The 20371-nt window shown below is 42.5% G+C and carries 18 protein-coding genes and 3 tRNA genes; 17 read left to right on the plus strand and 4 right to left on the minus strand.

Annotated elements, in window-relative coordinates:
• Positions 1-2 precede the first annotated feature (2 nt).
• The 3 genes from leuC (at position 3) to ADF75_RS02110 (ending at position 2867) form a co-directional block, all read left to right on the plus strand.
• Positions 3-1385, plus strand: a complete 1383-nt coding sequence (leuC, locus tag ADF75_RS02100; protein ID WP_048788970.1) for a 3-isopropylmalate dehydratase large subunit — start codon at positions 3-5, stop codon at positions 1383-1385.
• A gap of 11 nt (positions 1386-1396) precedes the next feature.
• The gene (gene leuD, locus ADF75_RS02105; RefSeq protein ID WP_048788971.1) at positions 1397-1987 is read left to right on the plus strand and encodes a 3-isopropylmalate dehydratase small subunit; all 591 of its coding nucleotides are present in this window, start codon (positions 1397-1399) and stop codon (positions 1985-1987) included.
• Positions 1988-2081: 94 nt separating this feature from the next.
• Positions 2082-2867, plus strand: coding sequence for an L-threonylcarbamoyladenylate synthase (locus ADF75_RS02110; RefSeq protein WP_006596430.1), 786 nt, complete (start codon positions 2082-2084; stop codon positions 2865-2867).
• A gap of 75 nt (positions 2868-2942) precedes the next feature.
• On the opposite strand, the gene ADF75_RS02115 is transcribed toward ADF75_RS02110, so the two are convergent.
• From ADF75_RS02115 to plsY, 3 genes are all read right to left on the minus strand, one after another.
• Positions 2943-3575, minus strand: a complete 633-nt coding sequence (locus ADF75_RS02115) for a DUF421 domain-containing protein (protein WP_048788972.1) — start codon at positions 3573-3575, stop codon at positions 2943-2945.
• Positions 3572-4024 carry a DUF3290 family protein gene (locus ADF75_RS02120; protein ID WP_048788973.1) on the minus strand — a complete coding sequence of 151 codons (453 nt, stop codon included), beginning with the start codon at positions 4022-4024 and terminating at the stop codon, positions 3572-3574. Before ADF75_RS02120 ends, ADF75_RS02115 begins: the two co-directional genes overlap by 4 nt.
• A gap of 152 nt (positions 4025-4176) precedes the next feature.
• Positions 4177-4818 (minus strand): glycerol-3-phosphate 1-O-acyltransferase PlsY, encoded by a 642-nt coding sequence (gene plsY, locus ADF75_RS02125; protein WP_185761540.1) that lies wholly within the window; start codon positions 4816-4818, stop codon positions 4177-4179.
• A gap of 188 nt (positions 4819-5006) precedes the next feature.
• Here plsY and parE point away from each other — a divergent pair, with 188 nt between their 5' ends.
• The 10 genes from parE (at position 5007) to ADF75_RS02180 (ending at position 14591) form a co-directional block, all read left to right on the plus strand.
• Positions 5007-6956, plus strand: a complete 1950-nt coding sequence (gene parE / locus ADF75_RS02130; RefSeq protein ID WP_048788975.1) for a DNA topoisomerase IV subunit B — start codon at positions 5007-5009, stop codon at positions 6954-6956.
• Between the two features lie 341 nt (positions 6957-7297).
• On the plus strand, positions 7298-7819 hold the full coding sequence (locus ADF75_RS02140; RefSeq protein WP_048788977.1) for a hypothetical protein: 522 nt from the start codon (positions 7298-7300) through the stop codon (positions 7817-7819).
• Positions 7809-8627, plus strand: a complete 819-nt coding sequence (locus ADF75_RS02145; protein WP_048788978.1) for an aminoglycoside 6-adenylyltransferase — start codon at positions 7809-7811, stop codon at positions 8625-8627. Before ADF75_RS02140 ends, ADF75_RS02145 begins: the two co-directional genes overlap by 11 nt.
• A gap of 204 nt (positions 8628-8831) precedes the next feature.
• A complete protein-coding gene (parC, locus tag ADF75_RS02150) occupies positions 8832-11285 on the plus strand; it encodes a DNA topoisomerase IV subunit A (RefSeq protein WP_048788979.1) in 2454 nt (817 codons plus the stop codon).
• Between the two features lie 173 nt (positions 11286-11458).
• Complete coding sequence (locus ADF75_RS02155) at positions 11459-12484, plus strand: branched-chain amino acid aminotransferase (RefSeq protein WP_048788980.1); 1026 nt, start codon at positions 11459-11461, stop codon at positions 12482-12484.
• A gap of 147 nt (positions 12485-12631) precedes the next feature.
• The gene (locus tag ADF75_RS02160; RefSeq protein ID WP_048715920.1) at positions 12632-12862 is read left to right on the plus strand and encodes a DUF2969 domain-containing protein; all 231 of its coding nucleotides are present in this window, start codon (positions 12632-12634) and stop codon (positions 12860-12862) included.
• A gap of 52 nt (positions 12863-12914) precedes the next feature.
• Positions 12915-12995, plus strand: a tRNA-Tyr gene (locus ADF75_RS02165).
• A gap of 9 nt (positions 12996-13004) precedes the next feature.
• Positions 13005-13076 (plus strand) — tRNA-Gln (locus tag ADF75_RS02170).
• 167 nt (positions 13077-13243) lie between these two features.
• Positions 13244-14443 (plus strand): 30S ribosomal protein S1, encoded by a 1200-nt coding sequence (gene rpsA, locus ADF75_RS02175; RefSeq protein ID WP_006596419.1) that lies wholly within the window; start codon positions 13244-13246, stop codon positions 14441-14443.
• 76 nt (positions 14444-14519) lie between these two features.
• Positions 14520-14591, plus strand: a tRNA-Arg gene (locus ADF75_RS02180).
• Between the two features lie 162 nt (positions 14592-14753).
• Here ADF75_RS02180 and ADF75_RS02185 read toward each other — a convergent pair.
• Positions 14754-15740, minus strand: a complete 987-nt coding sequence (locus ADF75_RS02185; protein WP_048715922.1) for an L-lactate dehydrogenase — start codon at positions 15738-15740, stop codon at positions 14754-14756.
• A 195-nt stretch (positions 15741-15935) separates the two neighbouring features.
• Between ADF75_RS02185 and gyrA the strand changes: the two genes are divergently transcribed.
• The 4 genes from gyrA (at position 15936) to radC (ending at position 20323) form a co-directional block, all read left to right on the plus strand.
• On the plus strand, positions 15936-18392 hold the full coding sequence (gyrA, locus tag ADF75_RS02190) for a DNA gyrase subunit A (RefSeq protein WP_048788981.1): 2457 nt from the start codon (positions 15936-15938) through the stop codon (positions 18390-18392).
• 8 nt (positions 18393-18400) lie between these two features.
• Positions 18401-19147, plus strand: a complete 747-nt coding sequence (locus ADF75_RS02195) for a class A sortase (RefSeq protein ID WP_048788982.1) — start codon at positions 18401-18403, stop codon at positions 19145-19147.
• 153 nt (positions 19148-19300) lie between these two features.
• Positions 19301-19579: a hypothetical protein gene (locus ADF75_RS02200; protein ID WP_048788983.1), complete on the plus strand. Its 279-nt coding sequence runs from the start codon at positions 19301-19303 to the stop codon at positions 19577-19579.
• 60 nt (positions 19580-19639) lie between these two features.
• Positions 19640-20323, plus strand: coding sequence for a RadC family protein (gene radC, locus ADF75_RS02205; RefSeq protein ID WP_048788984.1), 684 nt, complete (start codon positions 19640-19642; stop codon positions 20321-20323).
• The last annotated feature ends 48 nt before the right edge of the window (positions 20324-20371 follow it).

Here is a 20371-nt window from a genome sequence, read left to right on the forward strand (position 1 = left end):
GGATGGCAGGAAAATCAATTTTTGATAAAATCTGGGAACGGCATGTAGTGACCGGTGAGGAAGGCCAGCCCCAACTCATGTATGTGGACCAACACTATATCCACGAGGTGACCAGTCCCCAGGCTTTTCAAGGGCTTAGAGACACTGGTAGACAGGTTCGGAGACCAGATTTAACCTTTGGAACCTTTGATCACAATGTCCCAACGGTTAACATTTATGATATCCGGGATGTGATTTCCAAGGCTCAAATTGATAAATTAGCTGAAAATGTCAAGGACTTTGGGATCGATCATGCAGGTCATGGTTCAGAAAAACAGGGAATTGTCCATATGGTTGGTCCTGAAACTGGCCGTACCCAGCCTGGAAAGTTCATTGTCTGTGGAGACAGCCATACGGCGACCCATGGAGCTTTCGGTGCCATTGCCTTTGGGATTGGGACCAGTGAGGTGGAGCATGTCTTTGCGACTCAGACCATCTGGCAGGTTAAACCGAAGAAACTCTTGGTCGAGTTTACTGGAAAGCCTCAGAAGGGGATTTATGCCAAGGACTATATTTTGGCCTTGATTGCTCGTTATGGCGTAGCCTGTGGGGTTGGCCATGTGGTCGAGTATAGAGGGGAAGCAATCGATAGCCTCACCATGGAAGAGCGGATGACCATCTGCAATATGTCCATTGAATTCGGCTCTAAGATGGGGATTATGAATCCAGATGAGACGACTTTTGACTATCTCCGTGGTCGTGAATGTATGCCAAAAGATTTTGAAGCTGCAGTAGCCGATTGGCAGTCCCTGGTCAGTGACAACGATGCGACATATGATAGAGTCATCACCATCGATGTATCCCAGTTAGCACCCATGGTGACCTGGGGGACCAACCCTTCTATGGGAGTCGACGTGGAAACAGCCTTCCCAGAAATTCGGGATATGAATGACGAACGGGCCTATGCCTACATGGATCTCCAACCAGGTCAAAAGGCCTCAGACATCGAGTTGGGCTATATATTTATCGGATCTTGTACCAATGCCAGACTCAGCGATTTGCAGCTGGCTGCCCGTTTCGTAGAAGGGAAAAAAATTGCCCCTAATTTGACCGCCATCGTAGTTCCAGGTTCTCGTCCTGTCAAACGAGCAGCGGAGAAAATGGGCTTGGATAAGATCTTTATGGATGCTGGCTTTGAATGGCGTGATCCAGGCTGCTCCATGTGTCTCGGGATGAACCCAGACAAGGTGCCGGATGGCGTCCACTGTGCCTCTACTAGCAACCGGAACTTTGAAGACCGCCAAGGATTTAGGGCCAAGACCCATCTCTGTAGCCCAGCAATGGCGGCAGCAGCAGCAATCGCCGGTCGCTTTGTCGATGTGCGCCAAATGCCAGAAGTTGAGTAAAAGGAGGAATCATGGAGAAATTTACCATTTATACGGGAACTACGGTTCCTTTGATGAACGATAATATCGATACCGACCAAATCCTCCCCAAGCAATTTTTAAAGCTGATTGATAAAAAAGGCTTTGGCAAGTACCTCATGTACGCTTGGCGCTACTTGGATGATCAATACACCGAGGATCCTGAATTTATCTTTAACAAAGCAGAATATCGTCAGGCCACCATTTTGATTACTGGTGACAATTTTGGGGCGGGTTCTTCTCGGGAGCACGCAGCCTGGGCTTTAGCTGATTATGGCTTTAAAGTCGTTATCGCCGGCTCTTTTGGAGATATCCATTACAATAATGAACTCAATAATGGGATGCTACCAATAGTCCAGCCTTTAGAGGTTCGTCAAAAGCTGGCAAGCTTGAAGCCGACAGATGAGGTAACGGTGGATTTGGAAGAGCAGAAGATCATCTCGCCTGTTGGAGAATTTAGCTTTGAGATCGATGGGGATTGGAAGCACAAATTACTCAACGGTCTAGATGATATTGGGATTACCCTCCAATATGAGGACTTAATCGCTGCTTATGAGAAGAATCGGCCAGCTTACTGGCAATAAAAATTGTATAGTTAATTAAGAATTTTCAGAAAATATATTGAAGCTTTTTGGGAATTTTGATAGAATAGAAAAAAAATAGAAGAGGACGAAATTTATGACAAAACACATTCAATGGGACGGAACACTTTCACAAGAAGGATTTGACATTCTTAAAGGAGAGGGCGGCTGTATCGTCTGCCCTACCAAAGTTGGTTACATCATCATGACCAGTGACAAGGCTGGCTTGGAACGGAAGTTTGAAGCCAAAGAACGCAACCGTAACAAACCAGGTGTCGTTCTTTGCGGAAGCATGGATGAACTCCGCGCCCTTGCGCAATTGAATCCTGAAATTGAAGCCTTCTACCAAAAACATTGGGATGAAGATATCTTGCTTGGTTGTATCCTTCCATGGCGTGAAGATGCCTATGCAAAATTACAAGCCTTCGGAGATGGACGTGAAGAACTCATGACAGATGTTCGTGGAACCAGCTGTTTTGTCATCAAATTCGGTAAAGCTGGTGAGCAAATCGCCAAAGAAATGTGGGAAAAAGAAGGCAAAATGGTTTATGCCTCTTCAGCTAACCCATCTGGTAAAGGAAATCGTGGGAAAGTCGAGGGAATCGGAGAGCGAATCGAAGGTGCCGTGGATTTGGTCATCGAAGCCGATGATTATGTAGCCTCTATCCAACCAGACAAGACTATTGAAACTCGCTATGAACAAGGAGTGATGGTTTCTATGGTTGATGCAGAAGGAAAACTCATCCCAGAACAAGGAGCAGGTAGCCGTTCTGTCAATACTTGCCCAGTCGTGATCCGTAAGGGATTGGATATCGACAAGATCATGATGCACTTATCTGATCATTTCAACTCTTGGAACTACCGCCAAGGGGAGTACTATTAAAAGATAGAAAAAAGGTCGTTACAGTTCGTAACGACCTTTTACTTGTCTATTTTATCGAATAGCTGATTTCCAACTTTAATAAGTCACGACATTAATCTCACCCTTGTCGTACTCAGCGATAAAAATGTCATCAACAGTTTCAAATCCTTTTTTATTGAGTTCGGCTATAAGCCATTCTTCAGTTTTACCAATGGTCTCTAAGATCTCTACTTGGACCACACCATCTGTAATGATTGGGTATTTGGGATTTTCATCTCCCATTCGAACGATTATGAGTTGGCCATTTTGTTCGATGACGGCTATTTTGACTTCTTTCAATTGGAAGACCCCTTGAGAGCGCAACTTAAGAGCGACGTCAGAAGCAGAAAGGCCTTTTGAGCGACAAGCTTCTGGATCTAATTTTCCGTTTTTTATGATAATAGTTGGTTTTCCATCAATCAGATGTTTGATGAAGTAAACATTGGTATTAAGCCATTTGAGTGACAGAATCAAAATCGTCCAGATGATGAGGATGACGATATATTGAAGGATGGTAATCGAGCTATTGTAGATGACCCCGCCGATAATACCCCCGAGAACAAAGTTCTGTATTTGGTCTACTGCAGAACTTGGAGCTAAATTTCCTTTTCCTGTTACGTTAATAACAAAAACAAGAGAAAGAAGCCCAAAGGCCAATTTAATTGCAATTGTAGCAAAAAAGCTTATCATTTTTCAACCTCCACCAGTTCTACATCTGTTTTATATAAGTCCATTTTTTCAAGTAAATAGCTATCTGGGTCTGTTCCGCTAATCACACGATAGAATTGCTTGTCTACCTTGATAATAGCTCCGTCGGTCGTATCCGAAGTATTGACATAGACATCTTCTTTATCTACACCTAATTCTTTTGAAACAACTTCGATAAAGTGTAGGGAAGAGCGGAATTGATTGTCATTAGACTGATTGTTTTGAAAATTTGAAATGCTAATCAAAACAACGGCTACTAAGATTAAGACAGAAATAATAGACAATTCACGGAACTTACTTCCACGTTTATCCTTATATGCCTTAAAGACAAAAAAAGCCGTTACCAACACTAAGAGAATGGACATGATTACCATGACCCAATTTTGCTGGCTAATCTGACTCAATACATAATCATATGAATAGAATTTCATAAAAATCCTCCCGATTTTGAATTCAAGATATTATAAACTAAATCCTCCTTAATTGCAATGATTAAAAACAAAAGGAAGAAAAAACTTATAGAACTTTTTTGAAGAGAAGTGCTGACAAAGTGATCGCAAACAAAAAAACTAGAGCAAAAGTTCTAGTCTTTATGTTTTTGATGGGTGATGTTTTTTCCCCAGGAGATGATATTTTCATTCTTGTTGAGGATTCGTTTGATATTGTCCTTGTGGCGGATAATAATCAAGGTCGCTAAAGCGAGGACGACGATGGTAAAAATCAGATCGTAGCTCGGGAGAACCCAACCAGTCAGCGGGAGGATGAGGACTCCGATACTAGCCAGAATAGCGACCGTCACACTTGAAAAGGAAATCATACTTGTCAAGTAAAGGCTAGCAAAGAAATAAATGGCTAAAAGGATGAGGAAAACGGGAGAGAAGCCGATGAGGACCCCTGCACTAGTCGCTACTGCCTTGCCTCCTTTAAAGCCTGCAAAAATTGGGAAGGTGTGTCCAAGGACTGCTAAAAGACCAAAGACCATAGGAGAAATTCCTGAAACCCCAAAAATAGTCGGCAATAAAACAGCCAAGGTTCCCTTGAGGAAATCAACAGCAAAGACGACCAGACCTGCCTTTGTCCCTAGGATACGGAAGGTATTGGTGGTTCCTGTATTTCCAGAACCGTGTTCGCGGAGATTGATGTTAAAGAAGGCTTTTCCTATCCACAAACCAGAAGGGATAGAGCCTAATAGGTATGCTAATACGAGTAAAAGAATTGTTTTCATCATAGTTTCATTATATCAAAAATGCTTTGAATGAAAAAGAAAATATCTAGCTGATTTGTCACATCGGATAGTTGGTTTGAATCAATCGCACTTAAATAGCCTAGTTAAAGGGAGAGAAGAAAGAAAAATTTTGCAAAATTTCCTAAAAAACTGTAATATAGAAAAGATGAACAAACAGGAGGTTCCTTGTGTCTAAAAAGGAAATCAACATTAATAATTATAATGACGATGCCATTCAGGTACTAGAAGGGTTGGATGCGGTCCGTAAACGTCCAGGGATGTATATTGGATCCACGGATGGAAATGGGCTTCACCATTTGGTCTGGGAAATTGTCGACAATGCTGTCGATGAAGCCCTATCTGGTTTTGGTTCTCAAATTGACGTTACCATCAACAAAGACGGGTCCTTATCTGTAGCAGACCAAGGTCGGGGGATGCCGACAGGGATGCATGCTATGGGTAAACCAACCGTTGAGGTCATCTTTACCGTCCTCCATGCGGGTGGGAAGTTTGGTCAAGGTGGCTATAAGACTTCTGGTGGTCTCCACGGGGTAGGATCTTCGGTCGTGAATGCCCTCTCCAGCTGGCTTGAGGTAGAGATTACCCGTGATGGAGCGGTCTACAAGCAACGCTTTGAAGGTGGTGGGAAGCCTGTTACCACTCTTGAGAAGATTGGGTCGGCTCCTAAGTCTAAGACGGGAACCAAGGTTACTTTCATGCCGGATGCCACCATCTTCTCAACGACGGATTTCAAGTTTAATACCATTGCGGAGCGGATCAAAGAATCAGCTTTCTTACTCAAGGATGTAACACTGACGTTGACCGATCTCCGTAAGGAAGAAGACAACTATGTCGCCTTCCATTACGAGAATGGTGTTCAGGATTTCGTTGAGTACTTAAATGAAGATAAAGAAACCTTGACGCCGGTGCTCTACTTTAATGGAGAATCAGAAGGCTTCCAAGTAGAAGTTGCCCTCCAATACAATGATGGCTATTCCGACAATATCTTGTCTTTCGTCAATAATGTCCGTACCAAAGATGGGGGAACCCACGAAACTGGACTCAAGACAGCCATTACCAAGGCCATGAACGACTATGCAAGAAAAACAGGACTTCTCAAAGAAAAAGACAAGAACTTAGAAGGCTCCGACTACCGGGAAGGTCTTTCCGCTGTTCTTTCGATCTTGGTGCCAGAAGCTCATTTGCAGTTTGAAGGGCAGACCAAGGACAAACTAGGAAGTCCACTTGCTCGACCAGTTGTTGACGGGATTGTCGCTGACAAGTTGACCTTCTTCCTCATGGAAAATGGGGAGTTGGCTTCCAATCTCATTCGTAAGGCTATTAAGGCCCGGGATGCGCGTGAAGCTGCTCGAAAGGCGCGGGATGAAAGCCGAAATGGCAAGAAGAGCAAAAAGGACAAGGGACTTTTGTCTGGTAAATTGACACCAGCCCAGTCTAAAAATCCTAAGAAAAACGAACTCTATCTAGTCGAAGGAGACTCAGCCGGCGGTTCTGCCAAACAAGGACGGGACCGGAAGTTCCAAGCGATTCTTCCACTTCGTGGGAAGGTTCTTAATACTGAGAAGGCCAATATGAGTGATATCCTCAAGAACGAGGAAATCAACACTATGATCTACACCATTGGTGCAGGAGTTGGGGCAGATTTCTCTGTGGAAGACGCCAACTACGATAAGATCATTATCATGACCGATGCGGATACAGATGGTGCCCACATTCAAACCCTCCTCTTAACCTTCTTCTATCGCTATATGCGCCCTTTGGTAGAAGCAGGGCATGTCTACATTGCACTTCCTCCTCTTTATAAGATGTCGAAAGGCAAAGGCAAGAAAGAAGAAGTAGCCTATGCTTGGACAGATAGCGAATTAGAAGAGTTGCGTCGGACCTTTGGCCGTGGAGCAACCATTCAACGGTACAAAGGGTTGGGTGAGATGAATGCAGACCAGCTTTGGGAGACCACCATGAACCCAGAAACCCGTACCTTGATCCGTGTCACGATTGATGACTTGGCGCGTGCAGAACGCCGTGTCTCCGTACTCATGGGGGATAAGGCTGCACCACGTCGTCAATGGATTGAAGATAACGTTAAGTTTACCTTGGAAGAAACGACCGCGTTTTAAGGAGTGTGAGTGATGGATAGTTCAGGACATTCGATTATATGGACTTACTTAGGTTTTATTTTCATAGTCTCGTCGCCCTAGGTGTTCCTATGATCGTGATTGCCTTGCTTTATCACGTCATCCGATTATTTCCTGTTTTTCCTAAATATGGATGGAAAATAATCCTAATTTTCCTTGCTTATCTAGCGAGTGCTGTCCTTTTTTACCTGGTTGTGCTAGTATGTCGGAAAAGTTTTTGCAACATCGAAGCATGATGATAGGGGTAATGTTCCTTTCTCTTGTTCTATCTTATTTGCCAGCCATATTTTTGAATATTATTTAGAATCGTAGGAAGGTCTGAAATGAATGATATCTTATTACCTATAACTTTCTCTACTTTCCCATTCTTACCGGTCGTATTAGTCGCTACATTTATTTATATTGCAATTAAGAAAAATAAATCCAAGATCCATTTTTTAGGATATTATTTCCCTATTGCAGGGATTTTAACCATGAATGCAATCAGTGATTATTCCTCTAAGAATTTTGAAGGACATTTGTCAATTATCATAGTATTGGTGACGTTTTACTTGCCTTTATTATATACATCCCTAGTTTATAGTGGCATACGTCTCTATTCGGTTTATAGCCATCAATTATTGAAAGCCTCTCTGATTTTAGGGATTTATCTCCTAGCTAGCATCTATATGCATTTGATGATCTTTAAAGTTCAAGGTCAATTTATTAAGGTGGTCATCAACTTCCATTTAGCGAAACTTATAATTATGATTTCCTCGTTTCTTCCATCTGTTTATCTATTTTTTGATAAAAACCAACAATTCCAAGGATTTGTAAGTAATGAAGGAGTAAAAGATGAGAACTGATACAGAAATGATGAATCTGATTGTGCAAATAGCTGAATCTCTGCAAGTGGAAGCAGTGGCCTTATCCGGATCGAGGACTAGCCCACATCCCCTGAAAGATGAGTTCCAAGATTATGATGTGGTCTATATTGTTGAGAATCTAGAAGACCTGGTTTCAGATTTATCATGGATGGATCAGTTTGGTAAACGCATCATTGAGCAAGAAGTTACTCTAGGACACCGTCATCTTTACCTCATGCTCTTTGAAGATGGCAATCGTATTGATTTGACACTCTGTCCCAAGGAACATATTCAAGAGTGGGTGGATAGCGAAGCAGATTTTAGAGCGCTTAAAGACGACAAAGGTTTGTTTGACTCTTACATTCCTAGTCCGAAGCGCTACTGGACCGCTCCGCCTACTGAAGAGGAATTTGCTGTATCCTGCAATGAATTTTGGTGGGTATCGACTTATGTCGTCAAAGGGATTCGAAGAAATCAGCTTCTCTATGCGACTGATCACCTCTATGGCATCTGCCAGCAAGAACTTCTCAAGGTATTAGCTTGGCAGGTGACAACCTATAGAGGATCAGTTGATATCGGAAAGAACTACAAGTACCTCTTCCAGTATCTACCAGCTGAGCAAGAGAAGGAGTTCTCAGCACTTCTTGATTTATCTAGTTTAGAGAAGGTTAGTCAATCCTTATTTGCTACCATGAAGTTATTCGATTGTGAAGCACAAAGTCTGGCCCAAAAGATGGGATTTGACTATGATCAGGAAGTGGCTGTAAAGATGATGACTTATGCTGAAGAGAAACTTTCTAATCATTAATTAATCTATTTTAAACAGCAGAAAGGATAGTTTAGTTACTTGTAGTAACTGAACACCTTCTTTTATAAAAATCTACTCAACATTCTTTGAAAGGAGTTGAACACGCCCTAAATACTGTGTGAAAAAGATAAATTCTTTTGTGAGCATCGCTCACTGCAAGAATTTCCTATTTTCACTTTGTATTTTACGGGCTTTGTATCCTATATGAGTAATATCCAAAACATGTCTCTAGAGGACATCATGGGAGAGCGCTTTGGTCGCTACTCCAAATACATTATTCAAGAACGGGCTCTTCCTGATATTCGGGATGGCTTGAAGCCAGTTCAACGGCGGATTCTTTATTCTATGAATAAGGATGGCAATACCCATGACAAGGGCTACCGCAAGTCTGCCAAGTCTGTCGGAAATATCATGGGGAATTTCCACCCTCACGGGGATTCTTCTATCTATGATGCCATGGTCCGCATGTCTCAAGACTGGAAGAACCGCGAGATCCTTGTTGAAATGCACGGAAACAATGGTTCCATGGACGGGGATCCACCAGCAGCCATGCGTTATACGGAAGCTCGTTTGTCTGAAATTGCGGGCTATCTTTTGCAAGATATCGAAAAGAACACAGTGCCATTTGCCTGGAACTTTGACGATACAGAAAAAGAGCCAACTGTTTTGCCGGCAGCCTTTCCAAACCTCTTGGTCAATGGAGCTACAGGGATTTCAGCTGGTTACGCGACAGATATTCCGCCACATAATCTTGCTGAAGTCATCGATGCGGTTGTCTACATGATCGACCATCCTTCTGCTAAGGTAGACAAACTCATGGAGTTTCTTCCTGGACCTGATTTCCCGACCGGTGCCATTATCCAAGGGCGCGATGAGATCAAGAAAGCCTATGAAACTGGTAAGGGAAGGGTGGTTGTCCGCTCTAAGACAGAGATCGAGCAACTCAAAGGCGGCAAGCAGCAAATCGTCGTTACCGAAATCCCTTATGAGATCAACAAGGCAGTTTTGGTCAAGAAGATCGACGATGTCCGTGTTAACAACAAGGTGGCCGGTATTGCGGAAGTCCGGGATGAGTCTGACCGAGATGGTCTTCGCATTGCCATTGAGTTGAAAAAAGATGCCAATGCAGACTTGATCTTAAACTACTTATTTAAGTACACAGATTTGCAGGTTAACTACAACTTCAATATGGTAGCAATTGACAACTATACCCCTCGTCAAGTGGGGATTTTACCGATTCTGTCTAGCTACATTGCTCACCGTCGAGATATTATTGTCGCTCGCTCACGCTTTGATAAGGAAAAGGCAGAACGACGCCTCCACATCGTAGAGGGCTTGATCCGCGTCATTTCCATTCTCGATGAGGTCATTGCCTTGATTCGTGCGTCAGATAATAAGGCAGATGCTAAGGAAAACCTCAAGGTCAGCTACGATTTTACGGAAGAACAAGCAGAAGCTATTGTTACCTTGCAATTGTACCGTTTGACCAATACGGATATCGTGACATTGGAAGAAGAGCATGCTAGTCTCAAGGAGCAAATCGCGACCTTGGCAGCCATTATTGGGGATGAACGAACCATGTTCAATCTCATGAAGAAAGAGTTGCGTGAAGTCAAGAAACTCTTTGGCAATCCGCGTCGTAGTGAGTTGCAAGACACTGCTAAAACGATTGAGATCGATACAGCCAGTCTGATCGTTGAAGAGGAAACCTTCGTTAGCGTGACCCGTGCGGGTTACATTAAACGGACCTCTCCTCGTTCCTTCAATGCGTCGACAGTGGAAGAAGTCGGTAAGCGGGACGACGATGAATTGATTTTCGTAGAGCCTGCTAAGACCACCCAGCATCTTTTGCTCTTTACCAACTTAGGAAATGCCATCTATCGACCTGTTCATGAATTGGCAGATACCAAGTGGAAGGATATCGGGGAGCACCTTAGTCAGACCTTGACCAATTTCGAGCAGGAAGAAGAAATCCTCTTTGCGGAGATTGTGGATCAGTTTGAAGGAGTGACCTACTTTGCAGCAACTCAACAAGGCCAAATCAAGCGTTTTGAACGCAAGGAATTGAGCCCATGGCGGACCTATCGTTCTAAATCAACTAAGTACGCTAAACTGAAGGACCAAGAGGACCGTATCGTAGCGGTTGCACCAGTTGTCCTCGAGGACATCATGATCATTACTAAAAATGGTTACGGGTTGCGGTTCAATATTGAAGAGGTGCCAGTAGTTGGTGCCAAAGCAGCAGGTGTTAAAGCCATTAACCTCAAAGATGGAGATCAAGTGGTAGCCGTCTTTAAGTCAACGACGCCAAGTATGTACATTCTGACCCAGCGAGGCAGCCTCAAACGAATGTCACAAGATGATATTCCTGTGACCAGCCGTGCCAAACGTGGTCTACAGGTCCTGCGTGAACTGAAGTCTAAACCACACCGCGTCTTTAAGGCAGGTCCAGTCTTCACCGACCAGGGCGATTTTGACCTCTTTACGAGCCAGGAAGAAGTGCCAGAACAAGATCAAATCCTTCAGATTACCTCGACAACAGGTCAGGTGACAGAAGTGGATGTTACCCAACTCAGCTTGTCAGAACGAACTAGCAATGGTTCTTTTGTCAATGATCAAATTTCTGATCAAGAAGTCTTTACTGCTAGAATTAAATAAAAGCAAAATTAGCCAGTTTATGGCTAATTTTGTTGCTCGACAAATTTTCTGAAAATTGCAAATTTCACTTGAAATTCTCATGAAATGGTGTAAAATAGAGTACATGAATAAAGTCATCCTTTGTGGTGGCTCTTGCTATTTAGCAAGTCTTGAATGGAAGAAGGAAAACTGACATGACAGTATCACTTGATTGGGAAAATCTTGGATTTTCTTATATGAAACTACCTTACCGCTACATCGCCTATTATCGTAATGGTGCCTGGGAAAATGGAGAACTATCCGAAGATGCCACTCTTCATATTTCTGAATCTTCTCCGAGTTTGCACTACGGACAGCAAGCTTTCGAGGGTCTGAAAGCCTACCGGACAAAAGATGGCAGCATTCAATTGTTCCGTCCCGATGAAAATGCCAAACGCCTTCAACGGACTGCAGATCGCTTGCTTATGCCTCAAGTTCCAACGGATATGTTTGTGGAAGCTTGTAAGGCAGTAGTTCGTGCCAATGAAGAATATGTCCCACCATATGGAACAGGTGGAACCCTCTATCTTCGCCCATTATTGATTGGGGTTGGAGATATCATTGGAGTGAAGCCAGCAGAGGAATACATCTTTACGATCTTTGCTATGCCAGTCGGAAACTACTTCAAGGGTGGCTTGGTTCCAACCAACTTCTTGATCCAAGACGATTATGACCGCGCAGCTCCTCATGGGACTGGTGCAGCGAAAGTCGGTGGGAACTATGCCGCTAGCCTCTTACCTGGTAAATTAGCTAAGTCTCGAAACTTCTCAGACGTAATCTACTTGGATCCTGCAACCCACACCAAGATTGAAGAAGTGGGATCTGCTAACTTTTTTGGGATCACAGCTGATAATGAGTTTGTGACACCTCTTAGTCCATCTATTCTGCCATCCATTACCAAATATTCTTTGCTCTATCTAGCAGAGCACCGTCTTGGTTTGACACCAATCGAAGGGGATGTCCCAATCGATAACTTGGACCGCTTTGTTGAAGCAGGTGCTTGTGGAACTGCCGCTGTTATTTCACCAATCGGGGGAGTTCAGCACGGAGATGACTTCCATGTCTTCTATTCAGAAACGGAAGTAGGACCGATTACCCGCAAGCTGTATGATGAATTAACGGGCATCCAGTTTGGTGATATTGAAGCACCAGAAGGATGGATTTTCAAAGTAACTGAATAAAACAATCATAAGGGGGAGAAGAACTTCCCTCTTTTTTTCTTAGGAAGAAGATACTAGCAAATTAAAATAATTTAATCATGAAACATTTTCGGCTTGCAAGCATGTGAAAAATTTTGTAAAATAAAGGGGTTGAAATGAGGTAGAAGAATGAGTAAAAAAGATAAAAAAATCGAAATCCAAATTTCTGATAGCAAGGTAGTTGTAGGAAAAGATACCTTTGATGGCTACCAATTAGCGATTGGGAAGAAGGCTATTGCTGAGATTGCTGATATGGGAGCTCAGTTCGCTCTTGTGAAAAACGGAGCCGTAGAAAGTCTCTATAAATCACTGGAAAAAGCAGTAGAAAGTGCCATCGAAAATTACAATTTGAACAAATAAGGGGTTGCATTTTCATGAAATCAATGGTATAATTGTGTCTGTTGATTTGCTTGGAGAGATAGCGAAGAGGCTAAACGCGGCGGACTGTAAATCCGCTCCTTCGGGTTCGGGGGTTCGAATCCCTCTCTCTCCATTTAACTTTTGGGGTATAGCCAAGCGGTAAGGCAAGGGACTTTGACTCCCTCATGCGTTGGTTCGAATCCAGCTACCCCAGTTCTAGGTAATATCATATAAGGTGGTAAAATATCTACTCAGGTATTTTATTTCTTTATATGAAGAAGTCGTTGTAGATCATTTTGATTTCGTTGCGAGTGCTTGCTTAGGAAAAATAATTATAAGTATGTCAAGTTTAGAAAACTTGATTGTTGGAGGATTTTTTAGATGAATGAATTTGAAGATTTGCTAAACAGTGTTAGCCAAGTTGAGCCAGGTGATGTTGTTACTGCTGAAGTTTTGACAGTTGACGCTACACAAGCTAACGTTGCAATCTCTGGAACTGGTGTCGAAGGTGTCTTGACTCTTCGCGAATTGACAAACGATCGTGATGCTGACATCAATGACTTGGTTAAACCAGGTGAAACACTTGAATTGCTTGTTCTTCGTCAAGTAGTTGGTAAAGATACTGATACAGTAACTTACCTTGTATCTAAAAAACGTTTGGAAGCTCGCAAAGCATGGGACAAATTGGTCGGACGTGAAGAAGAAGTTGTTACTGTTAAAGGAACTCGCGCTGTTAAGGGCGGACTTTCAGTAGAATTTGAAGGACTTCGTGGATTTATTCCAGCTTCAATGCTTGATACTCGTTTTGTACGTAACACTGAACGTTTCGTAGGTCAAGAATTTGATGCTAAAATCAAAGAAGTTGACGCAAAAGAAAACCGCTTCATCCTTTCTCGTCGTGAAGTTGTTGAAGCTGCATCAGCTGCAGCTCGCGCTGAAGTATTCGGTAAATTGAACGTTGGTGACGTTGTAACTGGTAAAGTTGCTCGTATCACTAGCTTCGGTGCTTTCATCGACCTTGGTGGTGTTGATGGATTGGTTCACTTGACTGAATTGTCACACGAACGCAACGTTTCACCTAAATCAGTTGTAACTGTTGGTGAAGAAATCGAAGTGAAAGTCCTTGACTTGAACGAAGAAGAAGGTCGCGTATCACTTTCATTGAAAGCTACAACACCTGGACCATGGGATGGCGTAGAACAAAAATTGGCTGCTGGTGATGTCATCGAAGGTACTGTTAAACGTTTGACTGACTTCGGTGCATTCGTTGAAGTATTGCCAGGTATCGATGGACTTGTACACATCTCACAAATTTCACACAAACGTGTTGAAAATCCAAAAGATGTTCTTAAAGTTGGACAAGAAGTAACTGTTAAAGTTCTTGAAGTAAATGCTGCTGATGAACGTGTATCACTTTCTATCAAAGCTCTTGAAGAACGTCCAGCTCAAGAAGAAGGTGAAAAACAAGAAAAACGTCAACAACGTCCACGTCGTCCAAAACAAGAAAAACGTGACTTTGAACTTCCAGAAACTCAAACTGGATTCTCAATGGCTGACTTGTTTGGTGATATTGAATTGTAATCAACATAAAAAGCTTGCTTAGGCAAGCTTTTTTTACTTGTAAAATGATCGATTTTTTGATATACTATCATAGTTGCCACCCTTAGTGTAATGGATATCACGTAAGATTCCGGTTCTTGAGATGGGAGTTCGATTCTCTCAGGGTGGATGACGATAGGAGAGCCTTGAGGCTCTCTTTTTTTGTTTTTGGATGAAGAAAGATAGCAGTGAGTTTTTAAGAGCAGGATGGGGCTCTCAGGGCTCTCTAGGATTTCATAATAATGAGATCAAGAAAACACCATGTCCTAAGACATGGTGTTTAATGTTTTGTTTAGTTTTTAGAAGCTGCTTGGAATTCTGGGTTCTTCCATGCTTCATCGATAATTGCTTGCAATTCTTTTGCAGATGCTTGCATTTTTTGTGTTTCAGCGTCGTTCAATGGGATGTTTACTGGACGAACGATACCGTGAGCACCAACGATCGCTGGTTGACCGATAAAGACGTTCTCAACTCCGTATTGTCCTTCTTGGAAGACTGAAAGTGGAAGTACAGCATTTTCATCATCAAGGATGGCACGAGTAATACGTGCAAGGGCAACGGCGATACCGTAGTAAGTAGCCCCTTTCTTGTTGATGATTGAGTAAGCAGCATCACGTACAGAGATGAAGAGATCTACAAGGTCAGCTTCGTTCAAGTCACGGTTTGCTTGCAACCATTGTTCCAATTTCACACCGGCAACGTTGGCATGTGACCAAACAGCGAACTCTGAGTCACCGTGTTCACCCATGATGTAGGCATGGACTGAACGAGCGTCAACACCAATCTTTTCAGCAAGTGCTTGACGGAAACGAGCTGAGTCAAGAGAAGTACCTGAACCGATAACTCGTTCTTTAGGGAAACCTGAGAATTTCCAAGTAGAGTATGTCAAGACGTCAACTGGGTTAGCAGCTACAAGGAAGATACCGTTAAATCCTGAAGCAACAACTTGCTCAACGATTGATTTGTTGATGGCAAGGTTTTTACCAACAAGGTCAAGACGAGTTTCACCTGGTTTTTGAGGAGCACCCGCAGTAATGACAACGAGGTCAGCATCCGCACAGTCTTCGTACTTAGCAGCATAAATCTTCTTAGGAGAAGTGAAGGCAAGTGCGTGGCTAAGGTCTTCAGCATCACCAACCGCTTTTTCAAACAATTGAGGGATTTCGATGATACCTAATTCTTGTGCGATACCTTGAGTAACAAGTGCGAAAGCATAAGATGAACCTACAGCGCCGTCACCAACAAGGATAACTTTTTTATGTTGTTTAGTTAATGTCATTATTCTAAACGTCTCCTTCTATTTTTTTGGGTTTCCCCATTCGCATTTATTCTACCACTTTTACTTTTCTTTGTCACGGTTTTACGCCTATTTTGGACGATGTAAACGTTTTTACTCTTGTGTTCCGAAGGAGAAAAAAAGTCCTAAATGTGTTATAATAGTATGGTGAATTAATTAAAGAGAGGCATTGTTTTAATGCAGGATAATAACTTAGTTGATGTTAACTTAACATCGGAAATGAAGACCAGTTTCATCGATTACGCTATGAGTGTTATCGTGTCTCGGGCTCTTCCTGACGTGCGAGATGGTTTAAAGCCAGTTCATCGTCGGATCCTTTATGGAATGAATGAACTTGGAGTTACACCAGATAAACCACATAAGAAATCTGCCCGTATTACTGGGGATGTTATGGGTAAATACCATCCACACGGGGACTCTTCTATTTATGAGGCTATGGTTCGGATGGCTCAATGGTGGAGCTATCGTTACATGCTTGTAGATGGGCATGGGAACTTTGGTTCTATGGACGGTGATGGAGCCGCGGCCCAACGGTATACAGAAGCTCGTATGAGCAAGATTGCTCTTGAAATGCTTCGGGATATCAACAAGAATACAGTTGATTTCACAGATAACTATGATGCCAGTGAACGCGAACCAAACGTCCTTCCAGCTCGCTTCCCTAACTTGTTAGTCAATGGGGCTACAGGGATTGCGGTAGGGATGGCGACAAATATCCCTCCACACAACCTCGGTGAGTCTATTGATGCTGTCAAGCTAATGATGGATAATCCTGATGTGACCACGCGCGAACTGATGGAAGTGCTTCCTGGACCAGATTTCCCTACCGGAGCCTTGGTCATGGGCAAATCAGGTATTCATAAGGCTTATGAAACAGGAAAAGGCTCAATTGTCTTGCGGTCTCGAACGGAAATTGAAGAGACCAAGACAGGCCGTGAACGCATTGTCGTTACAGAATTTCCTTATATGGTCAACAAAACCAAAGTGCATGAGCATATCGTTCGTTTGGTTCAAGAAAAACGGATTGATGGAATTACGGCAGTTCGGGACGAGTCTAACCGAGAAGGGGTTCGTTTCGTCATCGAAGTCCGTCGCGATGCCTCAGCCAATGTTATCTTAAACAACCTCTTCAAGATGACCCAAATGCAAACCAACTTTGGTTTCAACATGTTGGCAATTCAAAATGGTGTCCCTAGGATTCTCTCTCTTCGTGAGATTTTAGGATCTTATATTGAGCACCAAAAAGAAGTGGTAACTCGTCGGACCATCTTTGATAAAGAGAAGGCGGAAGCTCGTGCCCATATCTTGGATGGTCTCTTAATCGCTCTCGATCACATCGATGAAGTGATTAAAATCATCCGTAATAGCCAGACAGATGCAGAAGCACAAGCAGAATTGATGAGTAAGTTCAAGCTTTCTGAGCGTCAAAGTCAAGCTATCTTGGATATGCGTCTTCGTCGTTTGACTGGTTTGGAACGTGACAAGATTCAAAGCGAATACGATGATCTCGTTGCTCTGATTTCTGATCTTGCTGATATTTTATCCAAGCCAGAGCGTGTAGTTGCGATTATCAAGGAAGAATTGGACGAGGTCAAACGGAAGTTTGGAGATCCACGTCGGACAGAATTGATGGTAGGAGAAGTTCTATCACTAGAAGACGAAGATTTGATCGAAGAAAGCAATGTCCTGATTACTCTCTCTAACAAGGGCTACATCAAGCGATTGGATCAAGATGAATTTACTGCTCAAAAACGTGGGGGACGTGGTGTTCAAGGTACAGGGGTCAAAGATGATGACTTTGTCCGTGAATTGGTTTCTACCAGCACCCATGATCGTTTGCTCTTCTTTACCAATAAGGGACGGGTTTACCGTCTGAAAGGCTATGAAATCCCTGAATACGGCCGTACAGCTAAGGGACTTCCAATTGTCAACTTGCTTAAGTTAGATGACGGAGAATCCATTCAGACCATTATTAACGTCGCTCAGGATCGTAGTGAAGACGCTTATCTCTTCTTTACAACCCGTTCAGGTTTGGTGAAACGGACCAGTGTAGCTGAGTTTGCTAATATTCGTCAAAATGGCTTGAAAGCTCTTAACCTTAAAGATGAGGATGAGCTGATCAACGTCTTCCTTACAGACGGAAATACGGACGTGATTATCGGGACTAAATTTGGTTATTCTGTCCGCTTCAATGAGTCTGTCGTACGGAACATGGGCCGTTCGGCAACTGGGGTACGAGGTGTCAACCTTCGTCCAGGTGACCAAGTGGTCGGTGCAAGCGTCATTACAGATCAAGATGAAGTATTGATCATCACTGAAAAGGGATACGGTAAACGCACGCGTGCTGATGAGTATCCAACAAAAGGACGTGGTGGTAAAGGGATTAAAACTGCTAATGTGGTTGATAAGAATGGTCCTCTGGCCGGTCTCATGACTGTCAAAGGAGATGAGGATTTGATGATTATCACCAATACTGGTGTCATGATTCGTACCAGCGTCGCCAATATTTCTCAAACTGGACGTTCGACCATGGGTGTGAAAGTGATGCGTCTGGATCAAGATGCCCAAATCGTAACCTTTACAACGGTTCAAGCTGACGAAAAAGATGAGTCAGACACTGAAAGTGAAGGGTAGGATAAAAAATGGCTTCAAGAAGAAAAAAGAAGAAAACAAGCTTACGCAATCGCTTGATTAATATCTTTGCTACCTTACTAATCCTTTTGTCTATTGCCTTGATCTTTAATGCTCCGATTCGGAACATGATCATGGTGTGGCATACCAATCAATATCAAGTCAACAAGGTATCGAAAAAGACCATCGATAAGAATAAAGATGCCAAGACTAGCTTTGATTTTAAAGAAGTCAAATCGCTTTCTACAGAATCTGTTATCAATGCCCAGTGGCAGGCGCAGAAGTTGCCTGTTATTGGGGGAATAGCAATTCCTGAGTTGAAGATGAACCTTCCGATTTTTAAAGGCTTAGATAATGTGGGACTCTATTATGGGGCAGGTACCATGAAAGAGGACCAGGTTATGGGGGAAAGGAATTACTCCTTGGCTAGTCACCATGTCTTTGGTTTGACAGGGGCAAATGAAATGCTCTTTTCCCCGTTAGAACATGCCAAAGCTGGAATGAAAATCTATATCACTGATAAGGAAAAGGTCTATACCTATGTCATCAATTCTGTTGAGACAGTGACACCAGATCGGGTCGATGTCATTGCAGATCGTGAAGGGGTTAATGAAATCACCTTGGTGACCTGTGAGGATGCAGCAGCAACTTATCGTACGATTGTAAAAGGTACTTTGGAAACTTCAGTAGATTACTCAAAAGCACCAAATGATATACTGGAAGCTTTCACAAAATCTTATAATCAAATGCAATTATAATCAATTTAAAAAGAGGTCTTTGACCTCTTTTTTTCTGTTAATTTTCTGCCAACTTGTAAGAGGATAGTCATAAAATGTTACCTGACTGACATATTTTTGCATGCTTTCTATTTTATAATAGAAGAGTGATAGAAAGAAGCTTGGAGGAACTGAATGCGCACAGAAGATATCTATACTTTGTTAAGAAATTTCCATGGCTTGTTGGTCAATGATTTCCCTAAAACAGGGCTCATTACCAAGGGTATCTACGAAGTTGAACAGGTCTTCGAAACCATTGAAAACCTTCCTGATGATCAAGAACACTTAATTCAATACGAAATTCGTCAATTTCTTGCGTCTTTGGAACAAGTGCAAGAGTGCTATAAAATTAACTTCTCAAATGAAGAAACTCGAATTCTTGAAAACTTAAGAGAAGTAGTTTGTCCAATTTAATTTATACAGAATCGTCCTTTTTCCTCCTCAATTGCGAATTATTAATTGAGGAGGTTTTTTATGTATCATATTGTATTTCAAGAATCAGGTCTCTTACCTAGAGAACGTTTGCTAACAGAAGGACCTGATAAGCTCAGTCATCAAGAATTGCTGTCCATCTTATTACGGACGGGGAACAAAAATAAACCAGTCTACGAGATCGCTCAGGACCTGCTGGGCTCACTAAAGAGTTTAAAAGAACTGGCTAGTATGAGTTTTCAGGAGTTAAAGGAAGTTCCAGGAATTGGGAAAGTTAAAGCCATTGAGCTGTTAGCTGCTATTGAATTAGGGAAACGAATACAGACTTCTGAAGTGATTGAAACGGAACAAATCATAAGTAGTCAGAAGCTGGCAAAAATGATGCAGCAAAAAATAGGCCATGAGAAACAGGAGCATTTACTGGCCCTGTATCTGAATACCCAAAATCAAATTATCCATCAGCAAGTGATTTTTATCGGAACAGTTAATCGTAGTATTGCAGAACCGAGAGAAATCTTGCACTATGCCATCAAGCATATGGCGACATCTTTAATCTTGGTTCACAACCACCCTTCTGGAATCATTCATCCCAGCAAAAATGATGATGGTGTCACCCAACAAATGATTGAAGCCTGTAATTGTCTAGGAATTGTTTTCCTGGACCTTCTGATTGTCTCAACTGATGATTATTATAGCTACCGGGAAGAAACAGATTTATTGGTATAAAAAAAGAGAGTGGGACAGAAATCGGTAATTCGTTAGAATTCGATTTCG

Origin of the sequence: Streptococcus sp. 1171_SSPC (assembly GCF_001069335.1) — a bacterium.
Lineage (GTDB): Bacteria > Bacillota > Bacilli > Lactobacillales > Streptococcaceae > Streptococcus > Streptococcus xiaochunlingii.

What these genes read in the sequence shown, in the direction of transcription:
- ADF75_RS02195 (WP_048788982.1), top strand. Translation starts at nt 18,401, where the DNA reads ATGGCTTCAAGAAGAAAAAAGAAGAAAACAAGCTTACGCAATCGCTTG.
- ADF75_RS02155 (WP_048788980.1), top strand. Translation starts at nt 11,459, where the DNA reads ATGACAGTATCACTTGATTGGGAAAATCTTGGATTTTCTTATATGAAA.
- rpsA (WP_006596419.1), top strand. Translation starts at nt 13,244, where the DNA reads ATGAATGAATTTGAAGATTTGCTAAACAGTGTTAGCCAAGTTGAGCCA.
- leuD (WP_048788971.1), top strand. Translation starts at nt 1,397, where the DNA reads ATGGAGAAATTTACCATTTATACGGGAACTACGGTTCCTTTGATGAAC.
- parC (WP_048788979.1), top strand. Translation starts at nt 8,832, where the DNA reads ATGAGTAATATCCAAAACATGTCTCTAGAGGACATCATGGGAGAGCGC.
- gyrA (WP_048788981.1), top strand. Translation starts at nt 15,936, where the DNA reads ATGCAGGATAATAACTTAGTTGATGTTAACTTAACATCGGAAATGAAG.
- ADF75_RS02115 (WP_048788972.1), bottom strand. Translation starts at nt 3,575, where the DNA reads ATGATAAGCTTTTTTGCTACAATTGCAATTAAATTGGCCTTTGGGCTT.
- ADF75_RS02110 (WP_006596430.1), top strand. Translation starts at nt 2,082, where the DNA reads ATGACAAAACACATTCAATGGGACGGAACACTTTCACAAGAAGGATTT.
- plsY (WP_185761540.1), bottom strand. Translation starts at nt 4,818, where the DNA reads ATGAAAACAATTCTTTTACTCGTATTAGCATACCTATTAGGCTCTATC.
- radC (WP_048788984.1), top strand. Translation starts at nt 19,640, where the DNA reads ATGTATCATATTGTATTTCAAGAATCAGGTCTCTTACCTAGAGAACGT.
- ADF75_RS02145 (WP_048788978.1), top strand. Translation starts at nt 7,809, where the DNA reads ATGAGAACTGATACAGAAATGATGAATCTGATTGTGCAAATAGCTGAA.
- ADF75_RS02200 (WP_048788983.1), top strand. Translation starts at nt 19,301, where the DNA reads ATGCGCACAGAAGATATCTATACTTTGTTAAGAAATTTCCATGGCTTG.
- ADF75_RS02140 (WP_048788977.1), top strand. Translation starts at nt 7,298, where the DNA reads ATGAATGATATCTTATTACCTATAACTTTCTCTACTTTCCCATTCTTA.
- ADF75_RS02185 (WP_048715922.1), bottom strand. Translation starts at nt 15,740, where the DNA reads ATGACATTAACTAAACAACATAAAAAAGTTATCCTTGTTGGTGACGGC.
- leuC (WP_048788970.1), top strand. Translation starts at nt 3, where the DNA reads ATGGCAGGAAAATCAATTTTTGATAAAATCTGGGAACGGCATGTAGTG.
- ADF75_RS02160 (WP_048715920.1), top strand. Translation starts at nt 12,632, where the DNA reads ATGAGTAAAAAAGATAAAAAAATCGAAATCCAAATTTCTGATAGCAAG.
- ADF75_RS02120 (WP_048788973.1), bottom strand. Translation starts at nt 4,024, where the DNA reads ATGAAATTCTATTCATATGATTATGTATTGAGTCAGATTAGCCAGCAA.